The 13,283-nt window shown below is 65.7% G+C and carries 11 protein-coding genes; all 11 read left to right on the forward strand.

Translation table 11 applies throughout. The features are described 5' to 3' along the window. On the forward strand, positions 1-426 hold a 426-nt coding region (locus KJ554_12000; GenBank protein MBU0743054.1), incomplete at its 5' end, for a response regulator. Between the two features lie 36 nt (positions 427-462). After that, positions 463-1,962: a PAS domain-containing sensor histidine kinase gene (locus tag KJ554_12005; GenBank protein ID MBU0743055.1), complete on the forward strand. Its 1,500-nt coding sequence runs from the start codon at positions 463-465 to the stop codon at positions 1,960-1,962. Positions 1,963-2,114: 152 nt separating this feature from the next. Continuing rightward, a complete protein-coding gene (locus tag KJ554_12010) occupies positions 2,115-2,495 on the forward strand; it encodes a response regulator (protein MBU0743056.1) in 381 nt (126 codons plus the stop codon). Positions 2,496-2,700: 205 nt separating this feature from the next. Then, positions 2,701-3,201 (forward strand): response regulator, encoded by a 501-nt coding sequence (locus KJ554_12015; protein MBU0743057.1) that lies wholly within the window; start codon positions 2,701-2,703, stop codon positions 3,199-3,201. Continuing rightward, complete coding sequence (locus KJ554_12020) at positions 3,188-5,467, forward strand: PAS domain-containing protein (protein MBU0743058.1); 2,280 nt, start codon at positions 3,188-3,190, stop codon at positions 5,465-5,467. The genes KJ554_12015 and KJ554_12020 overlap by 14 nt, the downstream gene beginning before the upstream one ends. Next, positions 5,464-7,221, forward strand: a complete 1,758-nt coding sequence (locus tag KJ554_12025; GenBank protein MBU0743059.1) for a YeiH family protein — start codon at positions 5,464-5,466, stop codon at positions 7,219-7,221. Before KJ554_12020 ends, KJ554_12025 begins: the two co-directional genes overlap by 4 nt. Before the next feature lie 11 nt (positions 7,222-7,232). Then, entirely contained in the window at positions 7,233-7,484 is a 252-nt protein-coding gene (locus tag KJ554_12030) for a hypothetical protein (protein MBU0743060.1), read from the forward strand. A gap of 66 nt (positions 7,485-7,550) precedes the next feature. After that, on the forward strand, positions 7,551-8,453 hold the full coding sequence (locus KJ554_12035) for a phosphatidate cytidylyltransferase (protein ID MBU0743061.1): 903 nt from the start codon (positions 7,551-7,553) through the stop codon (positions 8,451-8,453). After that, positions 8,443-9,870, forward strand: coding sequence for a 1-acyl-sn-glycerol-3-phosphate acyltransferase (locus KJ554_12040; protein MBU0743062.1), 1,428 nt, complete (start codon positions 8,443-8,445; stop codon positions 9,868-9,870). The genes KJ554_12035 and KJ554_12040 overlap by 11 nt, the downstream gene beginning before the upstream one ends. After that, positions 9,867-10,907, forward strand: coding sequence for a hypothetical protein (locus KJ554_12045; protein ID MBU0743063.1), 1,041 nt, complete (start codon positions 9,867-9,869; stop codon positions 10,905-10,907). Before KJ554_12040 ends, KJ554_12045 begins: the two co-directional genes overlap by 4 nt. A gap of 235 nt (positions 10,908-11,142) precedes the next feature. After that, complete coding sequence (locus KJ554_12050) at positions 11,143-12,726, forward strand: PP2C family protein-serine/threonine phosphatase (GenBank protein ID MBU0743064.1); 1,584 nt, start codon at positions 11,143-11,145, stop codon at positions 12,724-12,726. Positions 12,727-13,283 lie beyond the last annotated feature (557 nt).

The raw sequence follows: 13,283 nt of genomic DNA on the forward strand, positions 1-13,283 counted from the left end.
ATCTCGGCGCCGGTCGCCGCGGCCGACGCCGCGCCGCGGGGCAGCCTGGACGGCTACACCATCCTGGTGACCGACGACGAGCCGGATTTCGTCACTTTCGCCTCGGCGATCCTCGAGGATCACGGCGCCCGCGTGCTCCAGGCCCACAGCGGCGAGGAGGCCATGGAGACCGCGCGCCGGGAGATGCCGGACCTGATGACCCTCGACCTCAGCATGCCGGGAACCTCCGGCAGCGAGGTCTTCGAGCGGATGCGCAGAGATCCGGAACTGGGGCAGTTGCCGATCTTCATCATCACCGGCCAGCCGGAACTGCGGCGCTTGATCTACGATCGCGACGTGCGCTCGCCGGAGGGCTACCTGGACAAGCCAATCACCGAGCAGGGCCTGCTGTTCAACATCCGCAAGGCGCTGAACGTGCCGCACTAGAACCGGGACGGCTTGCCGGGGGAAGAGGTGGTGGGAATGGAAGAGACCTACAAGAACTACTTCGACTCCATGCCCTGCTATCTCTCGGTGCAGGACCGCGACCTGAAGATCGTCGACGCCAACGAGAGGTTCATCAGGAATTTCGGCGATCCCACCGGGCGCTACTGCTATCAGGTCTACAAGCGACGGCCGGAGAAGTGCGAGGACTGTCCCGTCGAGCGGACCTTCCTCGACGGGCGCCGCCACCGCAGCGAGCAGCTGGTACGGACCCTGGACGGGCGCGACGTGTCCGTCCTTGTCTACACCACGCCCCTGCGCGACGCCGCCGGCGACATCACGTCAGTGATGGAGATGTCCGCCAACATCACCGAGATCAAGCAGCTGCAGGACCAGCTCCGCTCGAGCAAGCGGCGCTACCACGCGCTCTTCGAGGACGTGCCCTGCTTCATCTCCATCCAGGATCCCGATCTGCGCATCGTGGAGGCCAACCGCCTGCACCGCGAGGCGTTCGGGACCTTCTACGGCTGCAAGTGCTACGAGGTCTACAAGCATCGCAGCGAGGAATGCTCGCCCTGCATCGTGCGCCAGACGCTGGCTGACGGCGGGACCTACGTGCACGAGGAGGTGGTGACGCGTCGCGACGGCGAGAGGATGAACGTGATGGTCACGACCGCGCCGCTCACCGGCCCGGACGGCGAGATCGACAGCGTCATCGAGATGAGCGTGGACATCACCCAGATCCGCGAGCTGCAGTCCAAGCTCTCGTCGGTGGGCATGATCATCAGCTCCATCTCGCACGACCTGAAGGGGCTGCTCAACGGCATGGACGGCGGCATGTATCTCGTCAACAGCGGCCTGAAGAAGGACGACCAGAAGCGTGTCGAGACGGGCTGGGAGATGGTCGAGCGCAACGTCGAGCGCATCCGCAGCACCGTGCTCGACATCCTCTACTATGCCAAGGACCGGGAACCCGACTGGCAGGACGTGTCGGTCGCGGACGTGATCGAGGAGGTCTGCAGCGTCCTGCAGGCCAAGGCCGACCACCACGGCATCGCCTTCGGCACGGAGATCTCGCTGGACGACGATCGCTTCGAGGTCGATCGCCAGGCCCTTCGCTCGATGCTCGTCAACATGATCGACAACTCCTTCGACGCTTGCCGGGTGGACAAGCGGAAACAGGACCACGCGGTCACGCTCAGCGTCGACGGCGACGCGGGCGAGGTCCGCTTCGCCCTGACGGACAACGGCATCGGCATGGCCGAGGACGTCCGGGACAAGGCGTTCACCCTCTTCTTCTCGTCCAAGGGTTCGGGCGGCACGGGACTCGGCCTGTTCATCGCCAACAAGATCGTCCAGGCCCACGGCGGCCGCATCGAGCTGGACTCCGAACTGGACCGCGGCACAAGCTTCGTCATCGCGATACCGCGCCGGCGGTCGGCGGCGGACCCGGACCCGGACCCGGACGGGGAGGCGACCGCGGACGCCGAGGCGTCGCGGGAATCGGCCTGGGACGAGGCGCTGCACGAGCCCGAATGATCGAATCTTTCCTTTCACATGCCTGGACGCGGGCGGGTCGGCCCGCTTATAATCACCTAGCAGACCACGGGCATATTTTCGGAGCCGCCGGCCGGGCTCCGGTGATCCCTCGACTCGAGCGCCCCGCGTTTCCGGGGTGAAGGAAGGCGGACATGGCAGACGCGAAGAAGATCCTGATCGTGGACGACGAGTCCGACGTGCGCACCTGGTTGACCACCTTCTTCGAGGACAACGGCTATGCCACCGACACCGCCGTGGACGGGGAGGAGGGCTTCGCGAAGGCGCGCGCGGGCGGGATCGACCTGATCACCCTGGACATCACCATGGACAATCAGTCCGGGGTCAGGATGTTCCGCAACCTGCAGAAGGATCCCGCGACCGACGAGATCCCCGTGATCATGATCACCGGCGTCGCGAAGGAGTTCAAGACCTTCATCGAGCGCACCAAGCAGGTCGAGAATCCGGAGGGATTCTTCGAGAAGCCCGTCGATCGCGTGGCTCTGCTCGCGAAGGTGCGGGAGTTGATCGGCTGATCCGGTCGCGGCTTTACCCGGGCGGCACGGCGACAGACGAGAAACCGGAAACGGCGTCCCCCGGCGCCGTTTCTCTTGCCGGCGAACCTCGCCGACTGCGTTCTTGACATCGCGCGCGAGAGGATCGCATCATTCTCGACAGGGAGCGGCCGGTGCCGTTCCCGCCGGCGAACAACGCATCATCCCCGACCGGGACGGACGCGCCATGGCTCGAGCGCAGGACAGGCCCATCCGCATCCTGCTGGTGGACGACGAAACCGATCTGGTCGATTTCCTGGCCCACCGGCTCCTGAAACAGGGATTCACGGTAGCGGCCGCCAACAGCGGTCACGAGGCCCTCAGGTCCATCGGCGGTCAGACCTTCGACGTGGCCATCCTCGACCTGAAGATGCCGCACATGGACGGCATCGAGCTGCTGGAGAAGATCCGCGACATCCAACCCTCCCTCGAGGCGATCGTGCTGACCGGGCACGGCTCCACGGATTCGGCGCTGGCAGCCGGGCGCCTGATGGCCTTCCGCTACCTGCTCAAACCCTACGACTACGAGGAGCTGCTCGTGCAGATCCAGGAGGCTCGCGAGCGTCGCGAACAGTGCCAGCAGGAGGCCTACGACGCGGAGATGGAGCAGGCGATGTCGCCGGGGCACACGTCCCAGGAAATCCTGGCCCGGGGTGAGGAGTTGCGTCGCAAGTATGAACGCGACTGAGACGCGGGTTGCGATCGTCGGCGGCGGCAAGGCCTGCCACGATTTCCTGCGCATGATTCACGTCGGCTCGCGCCGCTTCGGCCTGAAGGTGGTCGGCGTGGCCGATCCCGATCCCGATTCCGCCGGCATGAGCTACGCCCGCGAGATCGGCGTGGACATGGTCACCTCCGACTTCCGGGACATCCTGCACATGGAGCAGATCGATCTACTGGTGGAGCTGACCGGCGATCCCGAGGTGCGCGACGAGATCACGCGCACGCTGCCGACGCACATCCACTTCGTGGATCACTACGCCTCGCGTTTCTTCTGGGATCTCTTCTCCTTCGCCGAGGAGAGCCATCGCCTGCGCCGCAAGAGCGAGGAACGCGTCCTCGCCGAACGCAACCGCCTGCAGAACATCCTGGACAGCCTGCCCTTCGAGATCCTCGTGATCGGCACCGACTACGTGGTGCAGCTGGCCAACCGCACCTTCCTGGAGAACAATCGACAGCGTCTCGAGAACGTGGTGGGCCACTACTGCTACGACGTGGAGATGATCACACGCGGCCCCTGCGACATCAGCGTCGACGGCTGTCCCCACAACGCTTCCCTGCAGGCCGGCCACAGCGTCTCGACGGTAGTCAGCAAGGTGGATCCGGACAAGGGCGAGCGCTTCGCCTCGGTGCGCGCCGCGCCCATCCGCGACGACGAGGGCAACGTGCTCGGCGTGGTGGAGACGGTCCTGGACATCACCGACCGCATGCAGACCGAGGAGCGGCTGAAGGTCACGCGCGAACGCCTCGGGCAGTTCATCGACACCGCACCGCTGATGATCTACATGACCGACGCGAACCACCGCATCCGGGTGGCCAACAGCTTCATGCTCAAGACCCTGGGGCTGGAGGAGCGCGACGTGGTGGGGCAGACCATGCGCTCGGTGCTGCCCGAGCTCGCCGCCGCCGAGATGCACGAGGTCGAACGGCGCGTCCTGCAGACCGGCCAGAGCGCCCAGCACCAGGGCACCATGGACCTGGCCGGCGAGGACATGCACTACCGGGCCACCCTGTTCCCCGTGCACGTCGACGACGAGGTGGTGGGGCTCTTCAACCTGATCGAGGACACCTCGGAGTTGGCCGAGAGCGAGCGCAAGCTGGCCCTGCGCAGCGAGGAGCTGAGCGAGGCGCGGCAGCTGCTGAAGGGCGTGCTCGACAACAGCCGCGACCTGATCTTCCTGGCCGACACGAACGGCCGGCTGACCTCCTTCAACAAGGGCGCCGAACGGGCCCTCGGCTATGCGGCCGACGAGGTCATGGGGCGGCTGGTGGCGGATTTCTGCCGCCATGCCGAAGAATTCCACGCGCTCTTCGCGCAGACGCTCGCCGAGGGGCACGCCGAACAGTACGAGATGCCCTTCGTCCGCCGGGACGGCGAGGCCATCCTCTGCAACGTCTCCCTGACGACCATCGACGAGAGCGTGGGCCCCGCACACGAGGTGATCGGGATCTGCCGCGACATCACCCGCCGCCGTCGCCTGCAGGACGATCTGGTGCGGTCGGACCGCCTGGCCGCCATCGGCAAGATGGCCGCGGGCGTGGCGCACGAGATCAACAACCCGCTGGCCGTGATGGAATCGATCGCGGGCGTCCTGTCCGACACGCTCGAGGAGGAGGGCGACAAGCTGCATCCCGCCAGCCGGGACATGCTCGAGAAGGCGGCGACCAAGCTGCGGCACCAGGTAAAGCGCTGCTCCAGCATCACCCACAGCCTGCTGGGATTCACGCGCAAGTCGGAATCGGGCCGCGTGCCGGTGGACGTGAACGCGCTGGTGGACCAATGCCTCGATCTGCTGATGCCCGAGATCAGGAACGCCGGCGCGGTGATCAAGCGCGAATACGCGCCGGAACTCCAAAGCATCTCCACCGATCCCACGCTCCTGCAACAGGTCCTGGTTAACCTGCTGAAGAACGCCTGCGACGCCATCGAGGAGAAGAGCCGCGACGGCGGCTCGATAACGCTCACCACGCGACGGGACAGGGACGGCGTCACCGTCGCCGTGCGGGACGACGGCGTCGGCATCCCGGCCGAGGCGCTGGACAAGATCTTCGATCTGTTCCAGACCTCGAAGCCTGTCGGCAAGGGGACCGGGCTGGGCCTGGCGATCGTCCACGACATCATGGGCAGGCTCGGGGGCGACATCCGCGTCGAGAGCGAATTCGGGGAGTGGACCAGTTTCACCCTCTGGCTGCCGGAGGCGGCTTTAGTCGAGCATAGAGGAGGCGTGGCGTGACTGACAGGGATCGTGGGCGAACGGACACGGCCGACACTGCGGATCCGACGGATCAGCGGGGCTGGTCCGAGCTCTTCCGCACGGAGGACTACTGGGCGATCTGGCTGGGATTGGCCCTGATCGCCGCCTCCCTGATCGTCTACCTGCCCCGTCCGCCGGCCGGCATGGACGCGTCGCTCGCCACGGCCAACGCGACCCTGCGGAGCGAGGAGGCGGCGTCCCCGTTGCGGACGGTGGCCTGGTACGAGGCCCTCGACGCCAAGGCCGGGCTGAAGGGGACCGGCGAGCCCCACGGCAAGACGCTCACCCGGCTCCTGGCGACTCCCCACGGCTGGCGGGCCGATCCCCTGCACAGCCTGATCAGCGACGACGCCCGCGCCGCGGCGCAGAGAGCCGGCGCGGCGGCGAAGTCCGCCCGGAGAGCGGCAGCGGCGGCCGCCGCCAGGGAGGCGGCGCAAACGGCGGAGACCGTCGCCCGCGAGGCGGGCTACGCGGATGCGTCCCTGAACGAGGCCGCCCGGACGAAGATCGCGGACTGGCGCGAAGCCAGGTCGGCCGCGGCGAGCGCTGCGAAGGGAACCAAGGTCGCGGCCCACAACCTGCTGCCGGGCCTCGCCGCGGTGTGCGCGTTTCTGGCGCTTCTGTTCGGCGTCGGCATCCGTTGCATGGGCGGCTCGATATGGCGGTTCTGCCGGGGCTTCCCGTTCGTCTTCGCGATCGCCGTGCTGGCCTACATGGCCTCCCAACAGGCTCTGATGAGGGAATACGGCATCGGGTACGCGGCCTGGGCGATCCTCTTCGGCATGCTGATCAGCAACACGGTGGGCACGCCCCGCTGGGTCGTACCCGCGGTGCAGACCGAGTTCTTCATCAAGGCCGGTCTGGTGCTGCTGGGCGCGGAGATCCTGTTCGGCAAGATCGTCACCATCGGCATCCCCGGCATCTTCGTGGCCTGGCTGGTGACGCCGGTCGTGCTGATCTTCGGTTTCATCATCGGCGACCGCTGGCTCAAGATGCCCAGCAAGACCCTGAACGTGACCATCTGCGCCGCGGCCTCGGTCTGCGGCGTGTCGGCAGCCATCGCCACGGCCGCGGCCTGCCGCGCCAAGAAGGAGGAGCTGACCCTGGCCGTGGGCCTCTCCTTGATCTTCACCTCGTTGATGATGATCGGCATGCCGGCGTTCATCAAGGCGGTGGGCATGGGCCAGGTGCTCGGCGGCGCCTGGATGGGCGGCACCATCGACGCCACCGGCGCCGTGGCGGCCGCGGGCGCGTTTCTGGGGGAGAAGGCCCTCTACACCTCGGCCACCATCAAGATGATCCAGAACGTCATGATCGGCGTGGTCGCCTTCGGCGTGGCCCTGTACTGGACCATGCGGGTGGAGCGCCGCTCCGGCGTCGCGGTCGGCAAGATGGAGATCTGGTACCGCTTCCCCAAGTTCGTGCTCGGCTTCGTCGGCGTCTCGATCGTCTTCTCGATCATCTACGGCCTGATGGGGGACGACGCGGGGTACACCCTGATCGACCACGGCGTCATCCGCGGCGGCACCAAGCTGCTGCGCGGCTGGCTGTTCTGCCTGGCGTTCGTGAGCATCGGGCTGGCCACCAACTTCCGCGAGCTGGCGGACCAGTTCAGGGGCGGCAAGCCGCTGATCCTGTACGCGGGCACCCAGGGCTTCAACCTGTTGCTGACGCTGCTGATCGCCTGGCTGGCGTTCTACAAGGTCTTTCCGCACATCACGGAGAAGATCTGATGGGACGGGGGATGGGCTGTCGCAGTTCCCGCTCGGGCGCGCGGTCCGCCGCGGCCCGCTGGGGACGCCTGCTGGCCGGCGTGGCCTGCGTGTGGCTGTTCATGTTCGTGGTCGCGCCGGGGCTGCGGCGGGTGCCGGTGGTCGCGGCGGCGCTGGATTGCGTGCGGGAGAAGGGGATCGACGCCACGGGGTACTTCTACACGGATGTGGCGGCGTTCGGCGTGGCGGAGGCGGTGGTAAGGGAGTCGGTCGGCCGCAGGTGAAGGGAGACAGCTGTCCATAGGGAACGCGTCCTTCACGTTCCCTCGCCCCGAGAAAGCGAGGTCGCCGTGCCGGAACATCTTTCGAGCGTCGAATGGGCCCGACTCGGCTGGCGGGAATTCACCCCGCTGGTCATGCTGATGAGCCTGAGCGTCCTCCTGCTTTTCGTCCGCCTGAGCCGCGGGCGTCTGCGGCCACCCGGTTACCTGCGCTATCTCTGGGCCTTCCTGCTCGTCTTCGCCGTCGCCGACTTCGTCTCCTTCACGCCGGCCGTCTGGCTGCTGGCCTTCATCTCCTTCCGGGCCCTGCGCGAGTACTTCTCCCTGGTCGACCTCCGCCCGGAAGACCGCCTCGGCGTGCTGGGCGCCTACCTCTCGATCCCCTTCATGATCTACCTCGTGCAGATCGGCTGGTACGGGTTCTTCATCATCTCGATCCCTGTCTACGCCTTCATAGTGATTCCATATCTCGTCACGGTTTTCGACGAGGACGGCCGGGGCAGCCTGCTCTCCATCGGCATTATCGACTTCGGCCTTTTCTTCTTCGTCTATTGCCTCGGCCACCTGGCCTACCTCGCCTACTACTCCTCCTGGCTCGCGCTTCTGCTTCTGCTCCCGGTCGCGTTCTGCAAGTTCGTGTCGACCCGCTGTTCGCGCTGGGGGCGGCTGCCCGGACTTCTGATCGGCCTGCCCGCCGTCGTCGGTCTCTCCCTGCTGTTGCGGCCCTGGACCGGCGTGCCCTGCGGACCGGCGATCTTCGTCGGCGTGCTGATCCCGGTGCTCGTACAGATGGGAGAGCGCACGGTCGCCATGATCGAGCGGGACCTGGGTATCGACGCGGGCAACCTGGAGCCCGGCCGCGGCCGCGTGCTGGACGCACTGGCAGCCTACCTTTTCGCGGCACCGATCGTCTTCCACTACCTGCGCTGGATCATGAAGTTCGACGAGCTGGTGCTGGGCCATGGCGCATAGACTGCGCAGGCTGCCGCGCCTCCTCTTCCACCTGTTGCTGCTCCGGCCGCTCCTGCACCTCGTCTTCGGCCTCAGCGTTCGCGGTACGGAAAACCTGCCTGCTCGCGGCCCTTTCGTCCTGGCCGCGAACCATAACAGCCACCTGGACATCCTCATGCTCTGCAGCGCGCTGCCGCTGCGCCTGCTGGGGGATATCCACGTTGTCGCCGCCCACGACTACTTCGCCCGTCACAAGCGGCTTTTCGCCTTTCTGGACTGGCTCTTTCGCCCCGTCTGGATCGACCGCGAGACCAGGGGCGGCGACGTCCTGACGCGCATGCGTGAGATCGTGGATGCGGGTGAGAGCGTGATCATCTTCCCGGAGGGAACGCGGGGCGAGGCGGGCGTGCTGGGCCGCTTTCACACCGGCGTCGGCCGCCTCATGGCCAAGAGACCGGGCACGCCGCTATTGCCCGCCTTCATCCTGGGCGGCGAGCGTGCCCTGCCGCGCGAGACGGCCATGCCACTGCCCGTCTGGCAGCGCGTGAGCATCGGTCCTCCCCAGATCGTGAGCGGGAGCGCCGAGGATATCACGCTCGGCCTGCAGGAGAGTGTGGCCGCCCTGGGCTGTTCGGAGACTGCGGCGCGACACCGGCGCCGGACGGCGAAGCGGCCTGCCTTCGTCGTCGCCCTCCTGGGCATCGACGGCTCGGGCAAGAGCACGATCTCGCGCCTCCTGGCCGAGTATTATTCCAACCAGGAGATCACATGCCTCATCGGCGATGAGCTCCTGCTTTTCAGCGGTGGCGCCCCGCGTCGGGTGCAGCCGCTGCTCAAGGAAAAGGTGCGGCGATGGCTGAGCGCCCAGGCCAGGGACGCCCGCTCGCTGGCGCGGTACAAGATCCCGAAGATCAGCGAGTTGCTGCTGCGCGACGCCCTGCTGGGCGAAGCGCGGCGCTGGTACGGCCCCGACATCGTCTTCATGGACGGCTCACCCCTGCTCAACATGACCGCCTGGTCGGCACTCTATCGCGACGAGCTCATGAGCCAGGACTTCTGCGCGCGGGCGATGGAGATCCTCTCCGGCGGCGGCCAACCCAACGATCCGCTCTATGGGGAGTTTCCGGAACTCAAGGCGATGAAGCGGCTCGGCCTGACGCGTCTGCATCGCCCGGACGCCGTGATCTTTCTGGACGTGGCGCCCGCCACCTCGATGAAGCGCATCCTCGGCCGCGGCGAGAAGATGCAGGTGCACGAAAACGAGGAGAAGCTGGGCCGCCTGCGCGAGGCCTACAAGCTGGTCGTGCGCGCGCTGAATGATAAACCGGATCTGTCGGCCTTCGTGCTGGACGGGGAGCGCGAACAGACAGCGATCAGGGATGAGGCCCGGAGCCTGATCGACAGGGTCCGCGTGGACACGGGAGAGGAAGCGACATGAGCAGGCACATCGACGTCATCGCCACGACGATATCGGGCTCGATCAGCGACTGGAGCAAGGTCGAGCGCATCCAGCCGCTCTTCGCCGAACGCGGCTGCGCGGACCTGGCCCTGCATGTGTGCGACAGCCACGCGGAAGCGCGGGCCAAGGCCGGCGCGCTCCTGGCCGCCGGCGGACGTCTGCTGATCTCGGCCGGCGGCTCGGGTACCTTCAATGCCGTGCTCGAGGGCTGCTGCGACTCCGGCGTGCCCTTGGGCGAGGTCGAGCTGGGCTTCCTGCGCAAGGGATCCGCCGACCTGCTGGGCAAGGTGCTGGGCATGCCCGACGAGATAGAGGCGGCGGTGGACGTCTTCGTCGAGGCGATCAGCGCCCGGCGCCTCATGCCCTGCGATGTGCTCTCGGCGCGCGACGGCGCGGATCCGATCGGTCGCCCACGACACTTCGTCGGCTACGGCGGCGCGGAGATCTTCGGACGCATCCCGCATTTCACGGAGAACCGCTTCATGAAATGGTACAAGGGCGTCCTCAGCCAGGCCTTCGGCGACCTGGGCCCCTTCACGACGGGCATGACCCTCGCTTTGGGCGAAAAGCTGATCAAGGGGCCCTTCGCGCGCGCCCGCTGGCGCCTGAGGGTGGACGGCGAGGAGGCGGCGAGCGGCCGCTACCAGGCCCTGATAATCGTCAACGGCTATCTCGGACCGGACATGGCCTATTCCGACGACCCCCTGGGCTCCGGACGCTTTCATCTCTTCGGCCTGCGGGACATCGGGCTCCTGCGATTGCCCAGCCAGGCCCTGCGCGCCCGCAGCGGCGAGATCCTGCGCGATCCCGGGCGCTGGGGGCTGGAGCATCACGTCGTGCGGGGACGGCTGGATTTAATCCGCGAAGACGGTGGCACCTTCTCCCTGAACGTGGACGGCTCCACCCTGCCCTGCCGCGGCTGTGCAGAACTGCGGCGGGTGGACAGTATCGGTCTCATCGCCTCGCCCGCGGCCCTGGCAGGAGGCTCGCCCCGATCGTCCCGGCCTGATATGTAGTCCCCGTGACTGTCATCGCGGCAGCCGGGACCAGCCGCGGATCGCGTAGCTATCGGGGTCGAAGGATCTCCCCGTCATTGCCCGGATTCGGAATCGGTGATAGGCTGCAGTCATGCGACGTTTGATCCCGACGACCGCGAATTCGCCACCTCCTGACGCCTGTCCGGTATGCGCAGATCAATGCCGTTGCCGAGTTGACCTGAGCTCTCCCCGCGGATTTTCGACCGGCCGAACGATGGTCAGCCGAATCCAGGGCCTCATCGTCGCCCTTGCCTTGTCGTGCCTCGTTGCAGGGATCTCCGAGGCACGGGCCGAAGCCCGGAATCCGGAGATCAACCAGACCGTCGATTCCGTCATCCCATCGGATTCCGGCGAGCAAGATGGCGCTATCGGACCCGTTTCATCCGGTGAGTATGTCCTGCTCGGAGGGGACATGGGTTACCTGGTTCTGGGCCTCGTCTTCGTTGCAATCGGCCTGATCACGTTGCTGCTGACGGTTCTGCGTTCGGCAAGTCGGGACGCGTCCATTTTCCTGTTCGGCGCCATGTCGTGCGTGTGGGGTATCCGCTTCCTTCTCTACACACAACTGGTTCCTCTGCTTTTGACCGAAGAGCCGCAGGCCCTGCAAGGTCTGGCGAGGAGCTTTGCCTATTTCGGCGCTTCGGCAGCTTTCGGTTTCGCTCTGGCCTACCTGGGGCCGGGCTGGCGCTCGTCACTGCGTGGTCTCGCCTATGTCAGCCTGGCGTTCTCGTGCGTGGCTTCGCTGGCGCTGCTGGTGAATCCGGATCGAGATCTGTTGCTGCCGGTTTTCAACGTGATGATCATCATCGGGGCCGTGACGGTCATCGCCAACGCGCTGCATCCCGATCTGCGCCAACAAACCCGCCAGCAGGGCCTCATCGCGGGTTTCTGCGCCAGTCTCATCTTCTTCGTCCTGGAGAACCTGCGGTCCTTGGGCCTCGTGTCGATTCCTTACGATGTCGAATGGATCGGCGTGCTCATCTTGTATCTGACCCTGGGGCGCCTCATCGCGGTTCGCATGTTCACCAATGAGCGCCGCCTGGCCTCGATCAATCAGGAACTGGCGACCGCACGGCAGATCCAGGCTTCGCTTCTGCCGAGGCAGGCTCCGCGGATATCCGGTATTTCAATGGCTGCTCGTTACGTACCGATGAACGACGTCGCGGGTGACATCTACGACTTCGTACAAGTGGATGATTGCCGTCAGGGAATCCTGATTGCCGACGTTTCAGGACACGGCGTCCCGGCGGCATTGATCGCTTCGATGGTCAAGGGAGCTTTTAGAGCCCAGATCGACGACATCGAAAGGCCCGAACGTGTCCTTCACGGCATGAACAGGATTTTAACCGGACAACTCGATCAGCAGTTCGTCACCGCGAGCTGTACATTCATCGACATGGAGACAGGAACCTTGCGCTACTCGGGTGCCGGTCACCCACCCTTGATAATCCAACAGAAAGACGGCGATCAGTTCATCAGCCTGCAACAAAACGGCCTCATCCTGGGGCAGTTCCCGAGTGCGACGTACAGCAGCGTCGAGAGGCCCCTGGCAACAGGTGATCGATTGCTGCTCTATACCGACGGCATCCTCGAGGCGACCACCCCGGGTGGTGAGGAATTCGGAGAGGATTCCCTGCACGACTTCCTGGCGCGGAACAGAGAACTTCCGGCCGAGAACTTGGCCGATGCGCTGCTGGCGGCCATCAACGACTGGGCGGGCCGCGGGCGCTACGAATCGCTGGACGACGATCTGACGATGGTCGTGGTCGACGTTCAGCTGGACGGCTCGGCCCGTTAGGCGGCGCGCTTCCGATGGGCGACGGCGTTCGCCAGGGCGATCGCTCCAAGTCCCACCCACTGCAGGAACTGCTGAAAGCCGGTGTTAGGCTTTTACCTCGGTGAATTCACTTATGGAATCGTTCCAAACGGCCGCGTACACCTCTTCAGTCCAGCCAGGCACAATCACAGTATCAGTTTCTGTGTAGCGTCCGGGCCCTATCAGGACTGTGTCACCGGGCGCTGATGCATCAAGTGCAGGTTGGATGGTAGTGAAATCACCACTGCCGTCCTTCTCTACGCGCCATGTCCGCCAAAATGCTATGCCTTGAGCTAGCAAAATGATCAACACCAATGAGATGATAATTCTTAATTGCATCGTTACCGTGATCCTTGACGGAGACTATGGGGAAATGCTCTACCCCGGAGATACCCCCCCTAACAGCCCGTTGAAAAACTCGACCCGCCGCGCATTCCTATCCCATCGATTGCGAGCGTAGTGTATCATAGCGGCGCACCACGATCACGGAGGAAGTCTGATGACGATGAAGCGCCGCCGCCGCAGCACTCAACAGCCGC

The sequence above is a fragment of the bacterium genome (assembly GCA_018814885.1).
Lineage (GTDB): Bacteria > Krumholzibacteriota > Krumholzibacteriia > LZORAL124-64-63 > LZORAL124-64-63 > JAHIYU01.

Bases quoted from the DNA above. Each gene is read 5' to 3' on its own strand.
- KJ554_12050 (MBU0743064.1), top strand. From the start codon at position 11,143: ATGGTCAGCCGAATCCAGGGCCTCATCGTCGCCCTTGCCTTGTCGTGC.
- KJ554_12010 (MBU0743056.1), top strand. From the start codon at position 2,115: ATGGCAGACGCGAAGAAGATCCTGATCGTGGACGACGAGTCCGACGTG.
- KJ554_12030 (MBU0743060.1), top strand. From the start codon at position 7,233: ATGGGCTGTCGCAGTTCCCGCTCGGGCGCGCGGTCCGCCGCGGCCCGC.
- KJ554_12015 (MBU0743057.1), top strand. From the start codon at position 2,701: ATGGCTCGAGCGCAGGACAGGCCCATCCGCATCCTGCTGGTGGACGAC.
- KJ554_12005 (MBU0743055.1), top strand. From the start codon at position 463: ATGGAAGAGACCTACAAGAACTACTTCGACTCCATGCCCTGCTATCTC.
- KJ554_12040 (MBU0743062.1), top strand. From the start codon at position 8,443: ATGGCGCATAGACTGCGCAGGCTGCCGCGCCTCCTCTTCCACCTGTTG.
- KJ554_12045 (MBU0743063.1), top strand. From the start codon at position 9,867: ATGAGCAGGCACATCGACGTCATCGCCACGACGATATCGGGCTCGATC.
- KJ554_12020 (MBU0743058.1), top strand. From the start codon at position 3,188: ATGAACGCGACTGAGACGCGGGTTGCGATCGTCGGCGGCGGCAAGGCC.